This window comes from Bacillota bacterium (assembly GCA_012727955.1).
Lineage (GTDB): Bacteria > Bacillota > Limnochordia > DTU087 > JAAYGB01 > JAAYGB01.
Map to the genome: position 1 here is coordinate 1 of JAAYGB010000016.1, position 23884 is coordinate 23884.

The 23884-nt window shown below is 54.0% G+C and carries 13 protein-coding genes; 1 reads left to right on the forward strand and 12 read right to left on the reverse strand.

Annotation, left to right across the window (positions count from 1 at the left end; genetic code table 11):
* Positions 1-187 precede the first annotated feature (187 nt).
* The 3 genes from GX030_03700 to GX030_03710 form a co-directional block, all read right to left on the reverse strand.
* On the reverse strand, positions 188-607 hold the full coding sequence (locus GX030_03700) for an MBL fold metallo-hydrolase (GenBank protein NLV91482.1): 420 nt from the start codon (positions 605-607) through the stop codon (positions 188-190).
* Positions 608-769: 162 nt separating this feature from the next.
* The gene (addA, locus tag GX030_03705; protein ID NLV91483.1) at positions 770-4504 is read right to left on the reverse strand and encodes a helicase-exonuclease AddAB subunit AddA; all 3735 of its coding nucleotides are present in this window, start codon (positions 4502-4504) and stop codon (positions 770-772) included.
* Positions 4491-7895: a hypothetical protein gene (locus tag GX030_03710; protein NLV91484.1), complete on the reverse strand. Its 3405-nt coding sequence runs from the start codon at positions 7893-7895 to the stop codon at positions 4491-4493. The genes addA and GX030_03710 overlap by 14 nt, the downstream gene beginning before the upstream one ends.
* 465 nt (positions 7896-8360) lie before the next feature.
* Between GX030_03710 and nifJ the strand changes: the two genes are divergently transcribed.
* Complete coding sequence (gene nifJ / locus GX030_03715; protein ID NLV91485.1) at positions 8361-11879, forward strand: pyruvate:ferredoxin (flavodoxin) oxidoreductase; 3519 nt, start codon at positions 8361-8363, stop codon at positions 11877-11879.
* 134 nt (positions 11880-12013) lie between these two features.
* On the opposite strand, the gene GX030_03720 is transcribed toward nifJ, so the two are convergent.
* From GX030_03720 to GX030_03760, 9 genes are all read right to left on the reverse strand, one after another.
* Positions 12014-14446, reverse strand: a complete 2433-nt coding sequence (locus GX030_03720; protein NLV91486.1) for an alpha-mannosidase — start codon at positions 14444-14446, stop codon at positions 12014-12016.
* A 101-nt stretch (positions 14447-14547) separates the two neighbouring features.
* The gene (locus tag GX030_03725; GenBank protein ID NLV91487.1) at positions 14548-15522 is read right to left on the reverse strand and encodes an ROK family protein; all 975 of its coding nucleotides are present in this window, start codon (positions 15520-15522) and stop codon (positions 14548-14550) included.
* Between the two features lie 45 nt (positions 15523-15567).
* A complete protein-coding gene (locus GX030_03730) occupies positions 15568-16485 on the reverse strand; it encodes an AEC family transporter (protein ID NLV91488.1) in 918 nt (305 codons plus the stop codon).
* Between the two features lie 72 nt (positions 16486-16557).
* Positions 16558-17562, reverse strand: coding sequence for an ABC transporter permease (locus GX030_03735; GenBank protein ID NLV91489.1), 1005 nt, complete (start codon positions 17560-17562; stop codon positions 16558-16560).
* Positions 17563-17626: 64 nt separating this feature from the next.
* Positions 17627-18565 carry an ABC transporter permease gene (locus tag GX030_03740; GenBank protein NLV91490.1) on the reverse strand — a complete coding sequence of 313 codons (939 nt, stop codon included), beginning with the start codon at positions 18563-18565 and terminating at the stop codon, positions 17627-17629.
* A gap of 83 nt (positions 18566-18648) precedes the next feature.
* The gene (locus GX030_03745) at positions 18649-20190 is read right to left on the reverse strand and encodes an ABC transporter substrate-binding protein (protein NLV91491.1); all 1542 of its coding nucleotides are present in this window, start codon (positions 20188-20190) and stop codon (positions 18649-18651) included.
* Positions 20191-20331: 141 nt separating this feature from the next.
* Positions 20332-21300: an ABC transporter substrate-binding protein gene (locus GX030_03750; protein ID NLV91492.1), complete on the reverse strand. Its 969-nt coding sequence runs from the start codon at positions 21298-21300 to the stop codon at positions 20332-20334.
* 107 nt (positions 21301-21407) lie between these two features.
* On the reverse strand, positions 21408-22364 hold the full coding sequence (locus tag GX030_03755; GenBank protein ID NLV91493.1) for an ABC transporter permease: 957 nt from the start codon (positions 22362-22364) through the stop codon (positions 21408-21410).
* A complete protein-coding gene (locus tag GX030_03760; GenBank protein NLV91494.1) occupies positions 22364-23860 on the reverse strand; it encodes a sugar ABC transporter ATP-binding protein in 1497 nt (498 codons plus the stop codon). Before GX030_03760 ends, GX030_03755 begins: the two co-directional genes overlap by 1 nt.
* Positions 23861-23884: the final 24 nt, after the last annotated feature.

Sequence of the window (23884 nt, forward strand, 5' to 3'; positions counted from 1 at the left end):
CGCACCAGTACGACGCTAGACGTTTACGTTCACGAATTACGTAGCGCGGACAGGGCTGCCGCAGAAGTTATGGACGCGATTCTTGGGGCCACTTTGGGGTCAAAGAACGCATAATTGGCCCCAAAAACACCTAATGGAACAAAATCCCAAATCCCGGAAAAGCCCATCAAAACGACATTACCGAACTTCACCGAACCACGCAAAACCGCCATTTTCTAGCTCCCAAATCTAAGGTATCGTTATGTTTCACTGCCACCGAGTCAAAGTCCCGGCCCACCTGGGCCCGCAGGAACCTCAAAGCCGCGGGAGAACCATACACCTTCAGGTGAGGAGCCCGCTGCAGCAATTCCGATACAGCCCCAGAGTGATCGGGTTCCGTGTGATTGACAACTAAGTATTGCAAATCGGCAAGATCGATGGCTGCCGTCAATTTCTCCAGGAACTCCTCGGTGAAATTGCCTTTGACGGTATCAATCAGGGTGGGTTTCTTGGCTTTGATCAAATACGAGTTATAGGTTGTACCATATTCCGTGGGAATCACTACGTCAAAAACTCGCAGATCGGGGTCCAATACCCCGGTCCAAAGGACAGTGTCAGTCACCTGCATCTAGTGTCACCTCTCCTTGGCCATCGGCTGGCAACGCCCTCGCACCTGAGAATGATTATCATTAGCATATCCATTATCACCCGCCCAGAAGAAAATGTCAATAGATGTCATCTCCGGCAAAAAAATAGTCGCAGGCAATAGGCCTGCGACGGGCGCAAGGATTTAGGTTCGTGGAAGAATGGGCACCGGGAAGTTGACTCCCGAAGTCAAGAAGGCCAAATATCCTGCCGCTACGGGGCTTTGGCGAATCCTGGTTAACCCTTGTGCGTAGTAGTTCACTTGAGCAAGATAGCGTTGGGCATAATAGGGAACATCCTCTGGGGCCACATTATCGGTCTTAAAGTCCACAATCACCAGTCCCTGGGGCGATGGCAGGATCATGTCTATAATCCCCCGGACAACGATGAGATCTTCGTCACCCCAAGCGGTCTGCTCCGGTAAGGCCAAAGCAAAGGGAACCTCTCGCTCCACTTGGGTGCCGGCTGCGAGGATCATCTGGCCCAAGTCTGTAGCAAAGAAGCGAGCTACCACCTCAGGATTGATGAGCTTGGCTTCCGCCGGTTGCAGTCTACCCTGAGCCGCCAGATCAGTGATAACCTCCGCTACAATCCTGGAATCAGCCAGATCCTGTTCCAGGGAAACCAAGTGCAAAAAGCGGTGTACGGCGTTACCCCGCATTGCCCCTAGCCCCCGTTCCAACTCACCGGCCAAAAAGCTGGGCCGAGGAAGCTGTAGTGAAAACTTGGAGCCCCGTGGGGCTGCTGTGGTACTCTGCCGCTGAGCCGGGGACAAGTCCTCACTTTGTGCCAAGTCCGTTACAGCGTAACTTCTTCTTACCCTTTGCCACTTTGGATCGGGGTACCGCCAGTCTAGCAATTGGCTGTAATCTGCATCCGGCAGTTCCCCTGGCTTCGGAAGGGGCTGTAGGCGGCGAAGATGGCCAGCGATCTCCAGATCATCCTGGGAGTCATCGTCGCCGGCCGAGACATCGACTCTGCCCTGAGGTGTCTGGGGCTCAGGGCCAACACCGACATACCAATGACAGGGATACCCAGCTAACTCTACGTTAGCTGGAGCACTGCTGCACTCCGCCAACTGGCGCAGTGGGTGACCATCCCGATGCCGGATCACCGCCATACCGATCCAGTCCAACATACACCTAGCCTCCAGCAATTGCAGTGTAGGCAATTGCCTGTGGGGATGTGTCACCCCGTCGGTCCACCGAGAACACATCTGGGCGGGATTGGCACCGCTGCCCACCAGGATTAACTTCTCCCTGGCCCGGGTCATAGCCACATAGAGAACCCGCATTTCTTCAGCTAAGATTTTCCCCTTGATGGTATAGGCTGCTGCCAGAGAGCTAAGGGTAGACCACTTCTGCCGGGCATTGGTGTCCACATGCCGCAACGCGATCCCAATTTCACTGTCAAACTGAAGATCGCCGTAAACATCCGAGAGATTGAAGCGCTTTGCCAACCCCGCGACAAACACCACAGGAAACTCCAATCCCTTGCTCTTATGGATACTCATAATCTTGACCGCGTTAGAGGCAAGATCCGTGAGCGACGTCTCTAAGCCCCCTTCACTGCGCAGCCTGGTCAAATGCCGAATAAAACCCGATAGCACCGGCAGATGGGTTCCTTCAAACTCCTCGGCTAACTGCACCACCTGTCTCAGCTTACGCAGCCTAAGATCGATATCGGGAGCGTACTGGACAAATGCCCCCGGTCCCAACTCCCGCAGGAGATGGCGAATCAAGTAGGAGGGCCCCAACTGGCCAACTCGGCGCCAGTCAGCCAGTTTATCGAGAAAGTCCTTTACCTTCTCTCCCAGTGCAGATCCACTCTCACCATAGGCTTGGAGAGCGTCGGCAAGTTCTGCCTCAGGATGATCAGCTTTGATCTGGGCTATCTCTTCGACACTAAAGCCACCGATGGGGCTTAGCAACACGCTGGCCAGCTGGGGGCCCAAACGACCGTTATCGATCAGCTCTAACAAAGCTACCAGTAACCTGGTTTCCGGGCCGTCAAAGAGCTGACCACCAGCTAGGGATCGGGCAGGAATGCCCTGTTGCTGCAGTACCTGTCGCACCGTCTCGGCCGCTCTGGAGGGCGAGCGCAGTAAAATCGCAATATCGCCATACTCCAGGGGACGGGACTTCTTGGTCTTGTTATCAAAGACAAGATACCCGCCTTCGATCAGCTGATGGATTCTTCCGGCGATAAATCGTGCCTCTTGCTCCATCGCAGTGATGGCCACATCGCTGGATTCATCCTCTAGGGCAGTGGACTGGGCAGCTGAGGTATCCAAGAGATACAATTCTACGGGATTCTTCGAAGAAGGAGCCTGTCCATCCTCATACCACTGGGCTCCGCCGGTAAGGAAATCCCCTTCGGTGTAGTCGATCTCTGCGGCCTGCCGGGTCATCACCTGTTGAAAGACATAGTTAACTGCCTCCAGGACCTCTTTGCGAGACCGGAAGTTATGGGTGAGGGAAATCTGTCTCAATTTGGCATCGGGTTGATGACTATAGGTTCCCAGTTTGCTGACAAACAGTGTCGGATCTGCCAACCGAAACCGATAAATACTCTGCTTCACGTCACCAATTAGGATCCGATTGGGTAATCCCTCCTGAGGGCCTTCCGCAGCATCCCGGGAGATTAGATACAAGATTTCGTCTTGAATTTGACTGGTGTCTTGATACTCATCGATCAAGATCTCATCATATTCGTCCCTCAGGCGCTGAGCCAAAATGACCTTACCATCAACGATCGTGTTCAACAGCTCTAGTGCCAATCTTTCCAGGTCGGCAAAATCCACCACTCCTAGGCTCCGCTTCCTTCTGGTGTAGTCCCGGGCAAAGGCCTTGACCAAGTCCAGGATCGCGACAACTCGCTTACGGTCCTCGGGCAGATCCTGAGCAAAGCTATCGAGGCTGCGGGAGAAAACACCGCTTCTTAGTTCGTTAATCCTTTTTTTTACCTGATCCCTGAGCTGCTTGGCTGCCGCCTGAGCTTCTGGATCTACCTCCTTGCTGCGACTGCCCTTGAGTGTCGGAAAGCTCGGGAGAAGCCCAGGAACCTGCTGCCAGTTACCGGCCTTAACGGCCTCTAGCGCAGCCAGGACCTCTGTCCAATCCTGGGTAAACTGAGGCAAATAATGCTGCGGGCCTCCTGGCTGATGGCAGATCTCCACTGCCTTCTCTGTCTGCACCTTAGCCCATTCCAACTGAGCCTCAACCTGTTCCTTGAGAATCTGGAGCCACAAGTGCTCTGACAGTTCCCGCCCACTTACCTCCCACAGAGCCACCACGTGATCCATCCAGGCCTCTGGGTCCGGTAAACTGGTGGTGAACTCATAGACCTTCAATACTATATCTCTGAGGCGATGATCTCCTAGCCCTCGACTGTAACTATCCAAAAGGTCAATAAACTGAGCATCGTCGGCTTCATAACGGGCGGCGAATAACTCCTCCAGGACCGCTGCTTGCAGCACCGCAGCTTCGGTTGCCGGTATCACCGGAGGCGAAGGCTCCTGACCCAGCAGGTAGGCGTATTGCTGGATGATTCTGCGGCAAAAGCTGTGAATCGTGGAGATCTGAGCTGTGCCAACCTTATCCAATTGCTCCTGCAGGTGGCGATTCCTTGGCTGATCTGCCAGGGCTGCGACGAGACTTTGCCGGATCCGATCCCGCATCTCCTTGGCAGCGGCATCGGTAAAGGTGACTACCAGGAGCCGCTCCAGGTCCAAGGGGTTGTCACGATCTAGAATCCGGTTGACAATGCGATAGGTCAAAGTAAAGGTCTTGCCGGTCCCCGCCGATGCCGCCACCAATACTCCCCCGCTGCGAGCAGAAATCACTGCCGCCTGTTCAGGGGTGAAATTAGGGGCGCCCATGGGACTCACCTCCCCTGTGATTGGCTTCCATAAATAGGTATTCCTTAGCGGCCCTTCCCGTCAACACCCGTCCCTCACGGTATTCGTAACCGATGATATTGGGGTCAAAGGGACAAACCCACCGATAATCACACCAATCGCAGGCGGTGTGACTACCCCGGCGATAGGGCTGGGGACAAGCATTCCCAGCAAGGATGTCTCGGACCAGATTAACCATGTGCCCGCGAATCTGACCCAGCAGCAAGGGCCATTGCGACAAGTCCACTACCTTTGTTTCATCCTGGGAGTACACTTGCCCATCCTTCTTGAGCCGTAAGGGATAAAGGCCCCCTTCGGTTAGCTGGGAGTCCAGGGCCATGAGGACTCTGGTATCGGCGGCAAAGAGACCGGAAAGCTGATACTGTTTTTCCCACTCCTTGGCCCGCTTGTCCTCGGATACCGGGCCGCTGTCACTGGGCAGGAATCCATCGGCCACCCGGAAGTACTGCACCGCTCCTGGCAGCAGGGGCTTCCCATCAAGACCATGTTCGACTAATAACAGCAGATATCCCAGCAGCTGCAGAGCCAGACCATCGGCAATATCCATCAGATCTAGCCTTCGGCTTCCCAGCTTATAGTCCCAGACCCGAACCACTTTGGCATCAATTCCAGGAATTTCAGCCACATCTACACGGTCGATCTTGCCGCGAAGGTAGGCACACTCTCCTGCACCAAGGTCCAATTGCAGCGCCGGTATCGATCGATGGAATCCAAACTCCAGCTCCAAGGCCAGGGGTTTAAACTGGGATCGGCGCATCTCAGTCAATAGGATGTCCACAGCATCGATGAGCCGAGTGCGCAATCGGGACTGCAGTTGCCGGTGCCGGCCATCGGAGTGAAGAATTCCCCCCTTGATGTTGGTTAAAATCCTCTCCAATACCCGATCAACGATCTGTCTGACCTCTTCCCCACCTACAGAATCTCCCCGTTGCTCAATCTCCAAAAGAACCTCCTTGAGCCCATGGTGGATAATTGTGCCAAAGTCCATCATCTCCAACTGGTACTGAGTCGGCTTCTGCACCCTGAGTCCGTACCTCAGCCAATGGGCCAAGGGACAGCGGGAATGCTGCTCCAATTGGCTGATACTGGTTACCAGGGGATAGCGATACAACTGCCGGGCCAAGGTGGCATCAAAGCGGTATTTTCCAGGATCGGCCAAGGGAATGATCTGCCTGGTTAGTGCCCTTCGTCCCCGCTCATCTTCCAGCATCCACCGATACAGATCAAGACGAGGGGCCAGCGTCTCTGGGTCTGAGGCCTCCAGGGCAACCTCAATGGAATGGGCCGCGGCCTCGAAGTTCGTTAACTGCTCCACCGGTATTGGCCCCTGGACAAATTCCCACTGACAATCGAAGCAGCTCTGGTCAACCATCGTCACCAAGGCATGGGGGTAACAGTCGGTATCTCCCCTTTGCTTTGGATAGCTGATCCACAGTTTCTCTGTCGCAGAGGTAATCACATGGTGGCGGTACAGATCACGGGTCTGCCTCCACTGTTCAATCCTGGCGGGATAGGAAACCCCGGCCCTTTGACGTAGGCGAATTAGATCGCTACCGGGAAGCAAGCCCCTGGCCTCGGGAAGAGGATCAATTCCGCCCTCGATGCACCCAAGGACAAAGCTGAAAGGGTGGGACACCTCTAAAGTCTGCGCCGGGGACAGAATCTGTACCTCGTCAACCATGGCCTGGGGGGTGGGAATTTGGATCTCGTCGATAGCTCCTCGCAATAGGGTCGACACCTGCCGCCAGTCCTTAACGGTTTCCGGCAGCAGCTGCCTCACCAGATCAAAGGCTTCCACCAATTGGGTCCAAAGGGCTGTAAAGACCGATTCCGATAGCAGATGGTTGATTGCTCCCCTGTCGATCCCATCACCTGTTTCCTGATCAGCCAGCAGGCACTGGGAATAATCCAGCTCCTCCAATACTGCCCAGAGGGCTCCCAGAATCTCTTCCCTTGCCAATCCCTGGACGGAGGAATCGCCGGTGAAAATCGGGGCCAGGCGCCGATACAGTCCTTCCAAGGGAGTTAAGATTTCTCTGGCCTTCTCCACCTGTGCCTGCAACTGAGCTTCGTTCTTGGCTTGCCATGGTTCCTCTTCCAGTTCCAGAGTTTGCCGATAGGGCCAGGGCTCCGGCGATATCCACAACTCACCGGAAATTCCATTGGCCCGGGCATAAAGCTCAAGAAGGGACTTGTTGTCAAAGGTTCCCGGCCACAGGGGGGACTTGATCAAGTCCAGTACTGGCCCTTGGCCCAATCTACTATCTACAGCTTCCAACAACAACAAAGCCCCTTGGATAAGCGGGTGAAATCCACCTCGACGGTAGGTTAGCAGACTATGGGGAATTCCATAGCTGGCAAAGGTCTCAGCAATTTCACGGCTGTAGGTCGCCTCATCACCTACAACTACACTGATGTCTTTCCAGCGGACCTTCTGATCTCGCACCAAGGTTGTGATCAGCGCTGCCGTGTGAGCTATCTCCTCCCGCTCTCCCTCATAAACCCTGATCTTCACCGCGGGCAGCAAAGCAGGTTCTAAGCTTGCCTTGACCGACGGCACCTTGCAGACGGAACAACCCTTCTCCTGCAATCGCCCCATCCACTGCTTGAGGGCTGTGGGTGGATCTTGGCTAGTCTCCCCGTCACTCAAGACAATGGTCGTCTCAAAACAGGTCAACGCGACTTCCTCGAGGAGGGCAAGTTCCAAGGGAGTTGGAAGTGACAAACCCAGGATCCATACCCTAGCCTGTCTCCAGCTGCTCTCCCAGGAAGGAGAAATCTCTGACTGATTATCCCTCTCCAAGCGATTTAACACCAGACGAGCGCGAGCAAGAAGACTGAGGCTGTCATCTTTTTCCTGCATTCGCTGCTGATAGCTTTGGGCAACCAGGGCCAAATCCCTATGAAGTCCACTGGTAAAGCCCTCGGTGCCCACCAACTCAATAAATTCCTCTAGACTGATCCCTAAGGATCGGATCTCCGCCAAAGTTTCACCTACGGCATTGGCAAATCCCTGGCGATGGGCTGCTTCTTTGAGATAGAAAAGCTGGTCTGCCACATCGTCAATGGCAGCCCGCAGCAGCAGACGGCTTTCAAGCCCAGAGGCCACTTGGACGCAGTGACCCTGTTGTCGCAAAATCTCCAAGGCCAGCTGGGGCAAGGTCACGATCCGAAGCCGGTCAAATCCGGCACATTGAGCCAAGATTTCCCGCTCGGCCCGACCGACCAAATGGCTGGCGGTAATCAGGTACAAGGGTTGTCTGCTGGCCCCATCGAGGGCCGAAATGATCTCTTGGTAGCAGCTCCTGGCCCTTTCTCTATCGGTTCCACCCACTAAGACTCGCAGCTTCATGACTTACCCTCCCCTGGGACCCCATTCCCTACCTTGAAATTGGCTGAAGGTGCCAATCTCTTTCCCTCATATCGGTTCTCCTCGATTCTTCTCCCTTTCCGTGGCTATTCCCTGTCAAGGGTCCCTTTGCTTCTAGGGAAGAAGCCTCCGGTGAAAGCCTTTATTAACTAGAGCGCCGGCACAGAATTAATTGGGTTCTTTACAAAGTAACCCCAAGTAGCGGCAGGAACATGGCAGCAAAAAAGCGAACCTGTCTTAGGGAGCAGACCCAATTAATCAAGCAGTTTGTGACGATTCCCCGGCTAGTCAGACAACCCGCCGGGGCTTGACCGCGGCAAAATTTGACAGGCCCGCCAGATAGTAGTAAATTGGGGAAGGGTGTCACAAATTAACCCCTTTCGGGTTTGTTTCTATGTTCGTATGTGATTTTGTCAATAACTTGTCTGAAGGAGGCGTTATATTATCATGCGGAAGATGACTATCGATGGGAATACCGCTGCGGCCCACGTTGCCTATGCGTGGAGCGATGTAGCTGCTATTTATCCCATCACTCCATCTTCTCCCATGGGAGAAGTCTGCGATGACTGGGCAGCTAACGGCCGCAAGAACCTCTTTGGCCAGACTGTTCGGGTAGCAGAGTTGCAGTCCGAAGCTGGAGCTGCCGGAGCCGTTCACGGTTCCCTAGCCGCTGGCGCGTTGACCACAACCTTTACCGCATCGCAGGGTCTACTACTCATGATCCCTAACATGTACAAGATTGCCGGTGAGCTGCTGCCAACGGTCTTTCACGTGACTGCCCGGACAGTAGCTACCCATGCCCTGTCGATCTTTGGCGATCACTCTGATGTGATGGCCGCCCGTCAGACTGGGTGGGCAATGCTGGCTTCTGCCTCGGTGCAAGAGGCTATGGACCTAGCCTTGGTGGCCCACGTGGCTACTCTACGGTCCAGCATCCCCTTCCTCCACTTCTTTGACGGTTTTAGAACCTCTCACGAGATTCAAAAGATCGATGTCATCGATTACGAGGAAATGGCACCCTTGGTCGACCACGAGGCTATTGCCAAGTTCCGCAAGCGTGCCCTCAATCCCGAGCGGCCCCACATGCGGGGTACAGCTCAGAACCCTGACATCTTCTTCCAGAACCGCGAAGCCGCCAACCGTTACTATGACGCTGTTCCGGACATCGTTGCCGAGGTAATGGCTGAGGTTGGCAAGATTACCGGTCGTCAGTATAAGCCCTTTGACTACTACGGTGCCCCCGACGCAGATCGCGTCATCGTGATCATGGGCTCCGGCGCCGAGGCCGTCGAGGAAACCGTTGACTATCTCCTCGCGAAGGGCGAGAAGGTCGGTGTCATCACCGTTCGCTTGTATCGACCCTTCTCCGCTAAGTACTTCCTTGATGTCTTGCCCGAGACCGTCAAGACCGTGGTGGTCATGGATCGCACCAAGGAACCCGGTGCAGCCGGCGAGCCCTTGTATCAAGACGTCCAGACTGTCTTGGCCGAGGCCGGCAAGAAGGATATCCGCGTCCTCGGTGGCCGATATGGTCTGAGTTCTAAGGAATTCAACCCGACCATGATCGTGCCCATTTACGAGAATGCTGCCGCTGAAGAGCCGAAGAACCACTTTACCGTAGGAATCGTTGACGATGTCACCTTCACTTCTCTACCCATCGGTGAGCCCGTTGACACCTCCTACGAAGGCCTGTTCCAGGGTAAGTTCTGGGGCTTGGGTTCCGACGGTACCGTTGGTGCTAATAAGAACAGCATTAAGATCATTGGTGACCATACCGACCTGTACGCCCAGGGTTATTTCGTCTATGACTCCAAGAAGTCTGGCGGAATTACCATTTCCAACCTACGGTTTGGGCCAAAGCCCATTCAGTCACCTTATCTCATCGATCAACCGGACTTCGTTGCCTGTCACAATCCGTCCTATGTGACTCGCTACGATATGCTCGATGGCATTAAAGAGGGCGGCGTGTTCCTCCTGAACTCTCCTTGGACGGTAGAGGAAATGGAGACCCACCTCCCGGCCTCGCTGCGCAGAACCATTGCCGAGAAGAAGCTGCGCTTCTATAACATCGATGCCGTCAAGATTGCCACTGAGATTGGCCTGGGTCGTCGGATCAATACCGTATTGCAGGCAGCCTTCTTCAAGATTGCCAACGTTATTCCCGTCGACGATGCCATTGACTATATGAAACAGGCAATCAAGGACACCTACGGCCGTCGAGGCGAAAAGATCGTTCAGGCCAACTATGCGGCTGTCGAGCGTGGCGTAGAGGAAGTTGTCCAGATCGACTATCCGGCCAGCTGGATCAACGCCACTGAAGAAGCAGCGGCTACCGCTGAGGTTCCGGATTTTGTGCGGGATATCGTTCAGCCCATGGCTGCCCAGAAGGGTGATGACCTACCGGTTAGCGCCTTTACTCCCGACGGTGTCTTCCCCACCGGTACTACGGCCTATGAGAAGCGAGGAATCGCCATCGACGTTCCCCGCTGGATACCGGAAAATTGTATCCAATGTAACCAATGCTCCTTCGTCTGTCCCCATGCTGCCATTCGTCCCTTCTTGGTCAAGGATGAAGCAGCTGGCGAGGCCCCTGAGGGCTTTGTGATGAAGAAGGCCGTTGGCCGTGATTTTGCCGGTTACCAGTATCGCATCCAGGTCAGTCCTCTGGATTGTACCGGTTGTGGCGTCTGTGTCCAGGTATGTCCGGCCAAGGAGAAGGCCCTGGCAATGGAGCCCTTCGCAGCTCGGCTTGAGGCTGAGGCCGATAACTGGGATTACGCAATGACTCTTCCCACCCCGGACATCGAGTTCAACGTCAATACCGTCAAGGGTAGTCAGTTCAAGCAACCGCTCTTTGAGTTCTCCGGTGCCTGTGCTGGCTGTGGCGAAACTGCCTATATCAAGTTGGCCACCCAACTCTTTGGTGACCGCATGATCATCGCCAACGCTACCGGTTGTTCCTCAATCTACGGTGGTTCGGCCCCAACTTGCCCCTACACCGTCAACGAGAAGGGTCATGGTCCTGCTTGGGGTAACTCCCTCTTTGAGGACAACGCTGAGTTTGGCTATGGCATGTTGATGGCCAACAAGGCACAAAGAGCCGCCTTGGCAGCTAAGATGGAGACTCTGCTCAATGCAGACATTTCCGCTGAGCTCAAGGAAGCCTTTGGCACTTGGCTAGAGGATCCCGAGAGTGCTGATAACACCCGTGCCGCTGCCGAGAAGATCAAGGCGCTGCTGCCTGCCGCCCTTGAGTCTGCTTCCGGCGACACCGCTACCGCGCTCCAGTACATCCAGGACAACGCTGACATATTGGTCAAGAAGTCCATCTGGATTATCGGTGGAGACGGCTGGGCCTACGACATCGGATTTGGTGGTTTGGACCATGTCCTAGCCTCCGGCGAAGATGTCAACGTCCTGGTGCTCGATACCGAGGTCTACTCCAACACCGGTGGTCAAGCTTCCAAGGCAACTCCGACCGGTTCGGTAGCTCGCTTTGCTGCTTCCGGTAAGAAGACCAAGAAGAAGGACCTAGGCATGATGGCCATGTCCTACGGCTATGTCTATGTCGCTTCTGTGTCCAGCGGAGCCAACTACAACCAGCTGGTTAAGGCTATGTCCGAAGCCGAAAGCTATCGTGGCCCCTCACTGATCATCGCCTATGCACCGTGTATCAACCACGGAATTAACATGTCGATGAGTGCTGAGGAAGGTAAGCAAGCGGTGGCTTCCGGATACTGGCCGCTGTATCGTTACAACCCGCTGCTGGCCGAAGAGGGTAAGAATCCCTTTATCCTCGATTCCAAGGAACCCAACGGCAAGTTCCGTGACTTCATCATGGGTGAGGTCCGGTACCGCAGCCTAACTCAGACCTTCCCAGAGGAATCTGAGCGGTTGTTCGCCAAGGCTGAAAAGGAAGTTCTGGCCCGGTACGAGAACTACAAGCGGTTGGCTGGCCAGGAGTAAGCAAAAACAAGGGATGACGATATAGTCTTACCCTTAGATAATGAGGCGTCGGGTTTTCCCGACGCCTCAGCTTTTTCATCGATGAACTTCTATGAGATTTCATGACCCATACTGGGCTCTGTAATGCTTCTTAGTTAGTCTGTAAGGGGCCGTTCCAAGAGGTCTGTCTCTGTCACTAATCCCTGGGATAGAAGGAAGGTCTTGATTTCGTGGGCCAGGAATTTCGCTGTAAACCGGTATCCCATCACCGAGATGGCAACCGGTTCCGCCAAGTCCTGCCCGCTGGTTTCCCAAGCCCGGATCACAATGGCCTGTTGGCCATCTTCCGCCTGCTTCACCACTGCCAGATGCACCTGGGGTTGCGAGGTGCTGCCAAAGGAGGCTTCCGGTGCCAAGGGACCACTGTGACGATAGTCCTCCCTGACCACCAAGGGGCTGTTTAGCTCAACACCGGCCCTTGGTGCGGAGAATTCTCCGGAACTAATTCCTCCCCGATGGGGCAACAGCCGGTAAGCGAAGCGCTGCTGTCCCTGGTCGATATACTCCACTTCATCGCCGGGCTCCAGCCGCCGGGGGATGTGGTGGGCGTAAGCGGGACTGCGCAATACTGTCATGCGAATCTCACTATCGGTGATATCAAAGCTGTACTTGCAGTCATTGGCCAAGGTCAGACCACAGGTGGTGCCACTAGCCCTGTGGGTGCCCGTCAAGTCTACCCAACGTTGGCCCGGCTCCTCTTCCCCATCACAGGGGCGAGTAATGTGGCCGTAGGCAATCTCATAGGTAGCCGTAGGTTCAGTGACATTGACCGGGAAGGTTAGTTTCATCAGCTGGTGTTGTTCCCGCCAGTCGATAGTTGCCTGGCAGTCCAGATAGCGACAACCCGCCGCGAGGATGTAATCCTGGCGCAGAGTGGAGTTTTGGAACTTGGTGATGATACGAATCCTACCTCGAACAGGACCAGCCTCCATAATCCTCACTTCCGCCCCGTCAAACTGCCCCACCTGATTCGGGAAGGAGAAAACTCCATGGCTCCAAGTGTCGCTGTCATCGTCACAAACCACAGCCCGACCGGGGCTGGCCAGCATTTCCAGACCCAGCGTCTTGTCAAAGAGACTTATGAGGGCTCCGGTGGCAACGTCAAACTCAACCCGCAGATACTGGTTCTCCATCCCGTTGGTACGTACTATTACTGCAGAAGGGTCATTGCCGGTGGTTCTCACCTTGGGGACAGCCCAATAGCCCCGATATCCCAAGGCGGGAACGGTGGCAGGAAAGGCTATTTTCACCCGGGAGCCGGGGGCAATAGCTGCCTCTGGCGCCATCACCTGCGTGGGAATGGGGTTACCCTCTAGATCGACAACCTCAATTTCCTGCTCCCGCCACTGTAGTTCTGCGGTGACCACCTCGGTTCGGGGCCAGGAGGTGCTGTTCCACAGGATCAAAGGAACTCCCTCTTGCCTGGTGGTATCGATCTGGCCCGCAATGGCCTGTCGGGCAAACTCCCCGACTTCATCACCCAACTGCAAAGCATAACCGTGAAGATTCTTCGCCTGAATGTAAGCCGATTCCAGCGAAGTACCGGCCATGATGTCATGGAACTGATTGAACAGGACACCCTGCCAAGCGCGGGTCAGCTCCTGAGCTGGATAGGCATACTCTGTATTGGCCGCCGCGATTACAGCCCATTTTTCTGCCGCCTCTAAGGCCGCCTCAGCTTGGCGATTATCTCGCTTAATCTCGGAGTGAACAGAGTAACACCCGCTGGCATGGTGCTGCAGCTCGTTGGGATACACCGGAGGTGTGATTCCTAGTTTTCTGACCCGAGCAAAGTACTCCTCGGGACTGCTAAACCGAAGGGATACTTCATCGCCCTTTTTCTTCTCATCTAAGAAAGCGATGCTGGCCTTAGTGGGACCTCCCCCATGGTTTCCCACCCCATAGAAGAGCATCATCGGTTGCTGGTCATTGGCTTCCTCGACGATATCCTCCCAGCGTTGGGCCAGTCTCTCGCCCTCTAGGTTGTACTGGTAGGGAATTTGAAAGGCTAAGACGCTACTGCCATCGAGACCTTCCCAACGAAAGAGGCGTCCGGGAATGTCAGGGTTTTCATGGGGACCAGGACGCATAAAGACATAACTGTCCATCCCGCTCTTGCGCAAAATCTGCGGCAGGCTCCAGCTGTGGCCGAAGCTGTCAACGTTATAACCAACGGTGGCACAACGCCCGAACTTCTCTAGGAGATAGCGTTGCCCATAGAGGCTGTGCCGAACAAAACTCTCTCCCGAAGGGATATTGCAATCTGGCTGCAGCCACCATCCTCCCACCAGAACCCAACGTCCCTCTTCTACCGCCCTTTGAATCTCCCGAAACATCTGAGGATCGGTGATCTCAATCCACTGGTAAATCCCGGAACCGGCACAGGTGAAAACAAATTCATCATGCTCAGCAATCCGATCTAAGGCCGACTGAAAGGTGGCCCTAGCTGCCTGCAGTCCCTCTCCCCACTGCCACAGCCACACTGGATCCAAATGAGCATTTCCGACGGCAAAGATTTCCTTCTTCATGTCTGTTGAAGCCCTCCCCTGCTTGAGATTGAAATCCCCTGCGCCCAAGCTTCGCCTCCCAGTTCACTTTCCCTTTGGCCAAACTAGCCTAGGGTAGACAGCTAGGCCTCCAGCTGCTTCAGGCCGTAGAAGGCCGTGGCGATGGCGGCGATATCCCCCACCTGCTCCCCTAATTTGGCCGGGACGATTTGGCATTGCGCCAGGGCCCCAGGAAGACACTCCTCCTCCAATACTTCCTTCACCACAGGGTAAAACAGCGCTTCATTGCGGGCGTAGATACTGCCGATCACAATGATCTCGGGATTGAGTAAATCAATCAAAAGGGCCAATCCCCTGCCCAGGTATTTAGCCGAAGTCCCAATAATCTCCAGGGCATGCCTATCGCCCTCACTGGCAGCCTGGCACACTACCCTGGCATCTAGCGCGACAAGGGCCCCTTCATCGGGACAAAATCCCACCCGCTCCCCCTTGGCCCAGGCTTCTTGAATGTAAGTCGTGGCTAGGTTTTTCAGTCCGCCTCCACTGCAAAAACCCTCGAAAGAGCCGGCCTTGCCATACCCCATGGGTCCTGATTCCGCCAAACGGATATGACCCACCTCGCCAGCCAAATCATTGGTGCCGGTGTACAGCTGGTTGTTCAGGATCAGCCCTGCTCCCATACCCGTTCCGAAGGTCAAGAAGATGGCATTGGCATAACCCCGGGCCGCACCAAATTGCCATTCTGCCAAAGCGCAGGCATTGGCGTCGTTCATCAAAAAGGCCCGGCCGGAAAACCGTTTCTCCAAGAGCTCTGTGATGGGAATCCCATCCCACCCTGGCAGATTTGGCGGTGACAGCACCAAGCCCCGCTTGCTGTCCAGGGGCCCGCCACAGGAAATCCCAAACACGGGATCAGCTAGGGACCCGGGATAGGCTGCTCCTAGAGTCTCTACACCCTGGTAGATCCTTTCCAGGGTGTGATCCACGCCCTTGTCGGTCTCCGTGGGAAACCTGATTTTGTCCAAAATATTGCCTTGGTGATCGCCAAGGGTCACCGCGGTCTTAGTCCCCCCGATATCAACTCCAAAGATCGCCACTACCTCACCATCCCCATCGCAGTACTTCTCTCCCCAGGGGCTTTCCTAAAGCAGCACCTTCGCCCACAGGGGCAGCATCACTATCGCCAAGATCGTCGAAATCACGATGCTGGTGGTTACCGTGTCTTGGTCGAAGTCAAAATAGCTGGCTAAGACAGGAACAACGGTCGCCACCGGCATAACCCCTTCGATCCGGACCACCGCAGCTGACAATTCATTCAGGTTCAAGACCACCGCTACAATCCACCCGACGATGGCCCCGAGTAGAGAACGAGCCAAGGAGATGCCAATCCCCAGCTTGTACAGGGCTCCCAGACGATCCAGCCGCATCTGCAGCCCCACGGAAAAGAGAATTAAAGGCACCGTCATACCGCTGAAATCTGCCACTGTCTTCTCCACCGGCCCGGGAAGACTCCAAGGGGCCAAATTGACCCCAAGTCCCACCAGGACAGCAACAAGGGTTGGCAATGTCCCCAGGGAAATTTTCCTGAGCATCCCCCGATCTAAGGACTTCAAGTTTCCATCGGTGCCAACAAAGGCACCAACCAAATAGAAGATAGGCCACCAGAACAACGTAAAGAAAATGGCCTGGGTCAATCCCGCGGTGCCGAGAAAGCTCTCCACCACTGCCCAGCCGATCCAACCGTAATTTCCAAAGGCGATGGCCAGGACCACCGCTCGTTTCTTGGCTACACTCAAGGGGAGCCAGCGAGTTCCGATGAGAGCCAGCACCGCCATCAGCACTGTCATCAAGAACAAGGCCACTACCATCGTCATCATTTGGGGTAACTGACTCAGGTTGCTGGTATACATTGAATAGAAGATCATCAGGGGTACAGAAAACTTGACGACAAAATCCCTGAGGACCTCCTCTTCCCGCGCCCCAAAAACCTTGGCCCTTTGCATCACAAACCCCAAGAGGATCGGTAACATCACTTCAATAATTGCAGTATTGGCATTCACAAAGGATTTCCTCTCTGTAGAAATTCTCTAGGCGGTAAGTACTAAGACCACTTGCCCATCTTACTGCCAGGTCTAGCGAACTAACTTGGGGTCAAGGGCATCCCTGAAGCCGTCTCCCAGGAGATTAAAGGCCATTACCGTAATCACGATAGCCAACCCGGGAAACAGCGCCATCCAGGGCGAGATGGCTAGGTACTCCTGACCTCGGTTGAGCATCACTCCCCAACTGGGATTAGGAGGTTGAGTTCCCAACCCCAGGTAGCTGAGACCAGCCACCGTGAGAATGGTTGAGCCAATCCGCAAGGTGGTTAGCACAATGACCGGAGCTAGACAATTGGGCAGGATGTGGCGGACAATAATGACCCCATCTCGCACTCCCACCGCCTTGGCCGCCTCGACATATTCCTGGTTTTTCTCACCGATTACCGCCGAGCGGACGATCCGGGTAAAGTCCATCAGTCCAGTAATTCCCACCACGATAATCAGATTCAGGGTACTGGCGCCAAGGGCAGCGATAAGAGCAATTGCCATCAGTACGAAGGGGATCGAACTGTAAATCTCTATCCCCCGCATAATCACATTATCGACTTTGCCACCGAAATAGCCGGCAATCATCCCCAGCGTTACGCCCAGGAAAATGTTCAGCGATACCGCCGCCACTCCCACAGCTAGAGCTTCACGGCTGCCATACATTACCCGACTGAGAACATCCCGTCCCATCTCATCGGTGCCAAACCAGTGCTTTGCCGAGGGAGCTTGGGAAAGACTCATAAAATCTAGTTCATAGGGGGAGTATGGTGCCAGCATGGGAGCTAAAATCGCTAGATAGCAGGTGGCAACCACAACCACGAGACCTAGACAAGCACCCCTACTGGCCAGAAGTTTGCGGCGAATGAGATTGAAGTTGGTATGGGGATCCCTTCGGCTAGCCCGATAGATCCAAATGCCGATGATGGTAAACAGTCCTACCCCACACACCCCCACAACTCGTTCCCAGGGGAGAATGTAGGGCTTATCCACTAGAAGAGCCAAGGCCAGAGCACCGACGTTGAACAAGATAAATACTGGAAACAGCAATAGGCTTCGCCTCCTGTCCTGACAGACTAGTCAGCACCTCTTCCGACCCCCTGCCCCGCTGGCACTAGTGATAGGTCACCCTGGGGTCAACTACCACATACAGAAGGTCAACGATGAGGTTAGTGATCACATAGATCGCCGACAGAAAGAGTACCGTCCCAAAAACCAAGGGGTGATCTCGATGAAACACCGCATCCACCGCCAACCGCCCTACTCCCGGCCAGGAAAACACCGTCTCAGTCAACACGGCACCACCGAGAACTTCCGCCAATTGATTACCCAAGTTGGTCAATACCGGCAACAAAGCATTGCGAAAGGCATGTTTCAGTACCACTACTCTATCGGCTAGCCCCTTGGCTTTCGCCGTGCGCACGTAGTCGGACTGCAATACCTCCAGCATCGATGAGCGAGTCAGCCGACTGGTGCTGGCCATCAACACAGTACTCAAGGCTACACCGGGCAAAAGGATGTGGCGCAAACCCGATGCGGTCCAAATCCGTCCCCCATATCCCGATGACGGCAGGAGATTCCAGTAAACCGACAACAAATACATCAAAATGACTCCGGTGAAAAAAACCGGTACCGATACTCCCACCAGGGCCAGCATCATTCCGATGTAATCCAAGGGGGTATTTTTCTTGACCGCAGCCACAATCCCGATGGGTAAGGAGACAGCTGCGGCAATAAGCATAGCAAAGAGTCCCAACTCGATTGTAGCCGGCATCCGTTGGCTAATTTGGTCGAGCACTGAACTCTTATAGTAGATTGATTGGAGCTGTCCCGTAAACAAGTTGCGCATCAAGCGGAGGTATTGAATGTGTAAGGGATCATTCAACCCATAAATCTCCCTCAGCTTAGCCACTACTTCCTGATCGGGATTTTGTCCCAAGAGAAGGGTAGCGGCGTCTCCTGGGGTCAATTGTAAGACGATGAACAGGATCACCGAGATGCCTAAGAGCACCGGTATCAACCACAACAAGCGTTTTAGCGCATACCTAAGCACAGGTTTACCTCCCCCCAGATAGGCAGTGACCCTCGCCGACTACGCGGGAGGGCCATTGCCTTCAACACAACTAAATCCTAGGGTTATTCGACTACATCGACATTGGCAATTGGGCTCATCAACAGGATGTGTCCAGGGAACCCGGCTCTCAGTCCTGTGACTCGCTTGTTGTACACCAGTGTATCATTGAGGAAAGCGTAGGGAATGTGGATATAGTCCTCGGTCAACGCCCGCCTCAACACCTGTTTGTACAACTCTCCCCGCTGTTCTTGATCGGTGACCGCTCGGGCCTCATCTAACCACCGATCCACATCGGGATCAGCATACTTTGAGAAATTGAGGGAGCCTTCGGAATGGAACCAGCGATACAACCAGAAATCTGGATCCGCATCGGAACCAAACCCGAAGAAATAGACCCCGGTCTCCTCTGCAGCCATCTTATCCATCAAGGTGCCAAATTCAATGACCTGGGTCCTGGCTCTAATGCCAATTTGCTGCAAAGAGGTGACCATGATTTCCGCCAACCGCAGTTGCGGTCCTGAGGAGGATGCCACCCAAACGTCTACCACAAAATCATCGGCCACAACCCCTTCGGCCTTCAACTGCTCATACAATCGCTTTGCTTCCCCGGGATTATACTCCAGCGCGTGGGCCTTCATATACTCCGAGTCATCGGGCCAAAGCATTGGGGAAATCCAAGAATAGCCCCGAACCCCAATGTTGTTGTACATCGAGGGCACAGCTTGAGTGAAGGGGGTTGCCATATAAAGAACACGCCTCAGATCTACGTTGTCATAGGGAGGCAGCGTGTTCATAAACCCGATGAAATCCAGGGAGGTTCCTGGAGCCGAGACGACCTCAAACCTCGAATCCGCTGACAACTCCTCAAGCTGAGGCACTCCCAGGTGGGTGGCGACATCAATTCCACCGCTTTTCAGTTCGATGGCCTGGACCGTGGGCTCGGAAATGGGTCGAATGACTACGGTATCCAAATTGGGCTTACCCAAGTAGTAATCGGGGTTAGCCGCCAGAACCACTCGATCCCCTGAGCGCCATTCCGTCAGTTTGAAGGGTCCGGAACCAATGGGGTTGCGAGCAAAGTAGTCTCTGCCCACTTCAGTCACATAGTCCTTGGGGACGATCCCAAAGGTCATCGCCAACAGGAACGGAGAATAGGGCTCCTGCAGGTAGAAGCGGACGGTGTACTGGTCAATCACTTCGATCCTGTCAATCAACTGCACCTTGGCTCGCTGTCCGGAGCCGGCATCGGGATCAAGGATTCGTTCAAAGGTAAACTTAACATCCTCTGCCCTTAGGGGCTGTCCGTTGTGAAAGGTAATTCCCTCACGGAGATAAAAGGTGTAGATGGTGCCATCTTCACTGATCTCCCAGGACTTAGCCACCCCAGGAATTAGCTCTAAACCTTCACCGTACTCCACCAGGCCATCGAAGATCAGGTTGATCACCTTTTCGTTGACCGCGATGGTGGAACCAAAACCAGGGTCCAAATCACTGAGTTCATCTTGGAGTGCAATAGTTAGGGTCTTAGCGTTGACTGCGGTAACTCCCATGGTCACAATAGCAACCAGCGTCAATACCATTAAGGTCAAAAATCGCTTTCGCACAATACCCCTCCCAAGATTTTGGTACCTGATAAGTCAAACCTACCTGGGGCTACAAACTACACCGTGTACACGATAAATAAGGAATACGGGCCTGGCAGACGCCAGACCCGTTCCCAATCCTCCTAGCACGTAGGGCTACCCTTAGAAAACGGAATCTGGGAAGTAGTAATCTTCTGCATTTTCCTGGGTAATCAACTCAGCAGCCAGGATAATCCGAGCTGGAATTTCCTGCTGATAGAAGCCTGGCAGCGGCTCCCCGGAAGCCCCATATACCGCTAGAGAAATACCAGAGGCGATCATTGAGGGTGGATAGGTAACGTTGGCTTGGACCAACTCATCACCATCGAGAATCATCTTGACGATATCCTTCGACCCGGCACCGCCAAAGAAGTACTTGATATCTCTGCGACCAGACTCACGGTAAGCTTGGAGTGCTCCCTTGAGCACGTCGTCGTCACCGGTCCATACCGCGTCGATCTCAGGATACTTCTGCAGGTAGTTCTCCATCACTTCTAGACCCCGCTGGGTCGACCAGTATGCCGGCTGCGAGTCTAGGATCTCGATTCCGGGATAATCAGCCATGACCGCGTTGAAGGCATCAACGCGCTCACTGTTAATTACGCCAGGAATCCCTTCCAAAACCACGATTTTGCCCTTGCCGTTAAGCTTTTGGGCCAGCCATTGTGCCGCATTCCGTCCCATTCCCGGATTGTCACCGGCAATATAAACGTTCTGCACATCCTTGGTTAGACCTCGGTCAACGGAAACAACGTAGATACCCTCTTTTCTGACTTCCTCAACAATTGGAGTCAAGGCAGCCGATTCATGGGCCAGGATGACTAGGGCATCGATACCCTTAACCATCAAGTCCTCCACTTGACCAACCTGCTCAGCGGCAGAGTTGGCAGTAACCAGCGAGAACCGCAGATCTGGGTTCTTCGCTTCCCAATCTGCAATGGCCTTCTGTGCCCAATAGACCACGCCTCCGGTCCATCCGTGGTCAGCCGATGGGATCGCGACCCCGATGTGCAGACCTTTGGCAAAGGCTCCAGCACTCAACGTGAGAAATACTACTAGGAAGAGAACTAATACAGAGCTAAATCTTCTCATTCTAATCCGCCTCCCGTACTTTTCAATTACTCGTAGAACCCGGTTTTAAGATCTCTCCGCAGAGTGAATCCATCGCCTCCTTTAGGTGAGATATTTCTTGACAAGGCTCAGCGTTTCTTACGCTGGATCAAGACAGCGCCGATGATCACCAAGCCCTTGACTGCGCCTTGGAGGTAGGGAGAAACTCCCAACATGTTGAGCATGTTGTTGATAATCCCCAAGATAACAGCACCGATCACCGTGCCACTGATGGTACCGACACCTCCAGACATGGCGGTGCCGCCGATGACCACCGCAGCGATGGCATCCAGCTCATAGTTGAGACCTGCGTTAGAGGAGCTCACTGAGTTAAGCCGTGAACTCAGTAAGATGGCGGTGATCCCCACACTGATTCCGGTAATGATATATGAAATCAATTTGACCCGATCAACGTTGATCGCGGCGTATTGGGCCACCCTCTCATTGGATCCCACGGCACAGACATACCGCCCGTACCGGGTCTTGTTCAGAATTACAGCATACAAAACAGCTAGCAGAAGAAAGATCCAAACAGGAACCGGTAGACCCCATATGTATCCCATCCCCAATTGGGGATAGAGATTACTGGTAGAACGAAATTCCCCGGCACCACTGATGTACAGGGTGATGGAACGAAACAGCGACATCGTTCCCAGAGTGACGATAAAGGGAGCCACTTTACCCTTGGTGATGATCAGTCCATTGATCGCTCCCAACACTGCTCCAAAGAGCAGTCCAATGATACCGGCAAGAACAATTGCCGACACCCCGCCCCCAAAATGGTTGAGAGCGAGAATGATCACTCCACCCACCAGCGCGGTCATTGACCCCACTGACAGGTCTATGCCCCCGGAGATAATCACAAAGGTCATACCCAATCCAATAATACCGGTATAAGAAACCTGTCGCAGAATGTTCAGGAGATTTCGGGTTCGAAGAAAGTATGGACTCGCTAGTGCTGAGATGATAAATAAGACTGCTAAAGCAAATAACGCTCCATACTTCTCCACGTCGATTCTGCGAAGAAAGCTGCGAGCCTTTTCCATTAGGCAACTCCCTCCTTCAAACCCGTGGCATAGAGCATGATATTCTCTTCACTGAGTTCGTCTCGGTCTAAGATACCGGCGATTTTCCCCGATCGCATCACCACCACCCGGTGACACAGTCCCAGAATCTCCTCCATTTCCGAAGAAATGAGAATACAGGAAATTCCGGTAGCGACCAATTCAGCGATAAATCGATAAATCTCCCGTTTGGCATTGACGTCGATGCCCCGGGTTGGCTCATCGATAATCAGAATCTGCGGGTCGGTATCAAGGCACTTGGCCAAGGATACCTTCTGTTGGTTCCCGCCGCTGAGGTGCTCCAATTTGTCCCGCAGGGAATTAATCCGGATATTGAAGGTATCGACATAAGATTGTGCCGTTTCCCTTTCCTTCCGGTGATTGATCAGCACCTTGACATACTTTTCCAGGGACGCCAAGGTGGTGTTACTGGTGACATCAAAACCGGTGAGAATCCCCGTTCCCTGCCGGTCCTCCGATAGGTAGGCTAATCCGTTGCTGACAGCCTGAGCCGGTGAGTGAATCACCCTCTCCCTACCGTCGATGACGATGCGACCCTTTGATACTCGCCGCAGCCCCATCAAGGCCTCAGCCATCTCCGTCCGTCCCGCTCCCACCAACCCAGCAAAGCCCAGGACTTCGCCTCGATGCAGGGTAAAGGAAATGTCCTCGATAACTCCTGGAACGGTCAGCCCTGCAACGGACAATGCCTCTTCCTGACCCGGTGTACCTTTAGCGGGGAAAATCTGCGAGAGTTCTCGCCCCACCATTCTGGTAGCCATCTCGTGTTCCGTAAGGGATTTCGTGGAATCAATACTGACTACCTCGCCATCCCGCAGGATCATCACCCTATCACAGATCTCCTTGACCTCATCGAGCTTGTGGGAGATATAAATAATAGTAACTCCTGCATCCCGCAGCCTTTTCATCAACCTAAATAGGATCTCGATTTCGACAGGGGTCAAAACGGTCGTAGGCTCATCCATAATTAGAAGCTTTGAGTCATAGGCTATCGCCTTGGCAATTTCCACCATCTGCTTCTGGGCGACGCTGAGATTCTCGATCCTCTCTTCGGGATCAATGACTGTGTTCAGCTCCTGCATCAGCTCCTGGGTACGGCGAACCATTGCTTTCTTGTCCAGGAACCACCCCTTGCGATACTCCTTGCCCAAAAAGATATTCTCGTACACAGTAAGGTGGTTGATTAGGTTGAATTCCTGGGGAATCGTGCTGATGCCAATGGCCTGGGCCATTGCGGCACCACTGATATTTACCCTTTTCCCCTCAAAGAAAACCTCACCTTCCGTGGGGCGATGGGTTCCATTGAGAATCTTGATGAAGGTTGATTTTCCCGCTCCGTTCTCACCGATCAGTCCGAAAATCTCTCCCCGGTAAATCTCGACACTAACATTATTGAGGACCCGGACTCCCGAGAACTCCTTACTGATTCCCTGAGTTTTCACCAATACTTCTGCCACAGACCTTACCTCTCTTCCGGCAGA

What these genes read in the sequence shown, in the direction of transcription:
- GX030_03700 (NLV91482.1), bottom strand. Translation starts at nt 607, where the DNA reads ATGCAGGTGACTGACACTGTCCTTTGGACCGGGGTATTGGACCCCGAT.
- addA (NLV91483.1), bottom strand. Translation starts at nt 4,504, where the DNA reads ATGGGCGCCCCTAATTTCACCCCTGAACAGGCGGCAGTGATTTCTGCT.
- GX030_03710 (NLV91484.1), bottom strand. Translation starts at nt 7,895, where the DNA reads ATGAAGCTGCGAGTCTTAGTGGGTGGAACCGATAGAGAAAGGGCCAGG.
- nifJ (NLV91485.1), top strand. Translation starts at nt 8,361, where the DNA reads ATGCGGAAGATGACTATCGATGGGAATACCGCTGCGGCCCACGTTGCC.
- GX030_03720 (NLV91486.1), bottom strand. Translation starts at nt 14,446, where the DNA reads ATGAAGAAGGAAATCTTTGCCGTCGGAAATGCTCATTTGGATCCAGTG.
- GX030_03750 (NLV91492.1), bottom strand. Translation starts at nt 21,300, where the DNA reads ATGAGAAGATTTAGCTCTGTATTAGTTCTCTTCCTAGTAGTATTTCTC.
- GX030_03755 (NLV91493.1), bottom strand. Translation starts at nt 22,364, where the DNA reads ATGGAAAAGGCTCGCAGCTTTCTTCGCAGAATCGACGTGGAGAAGTAT.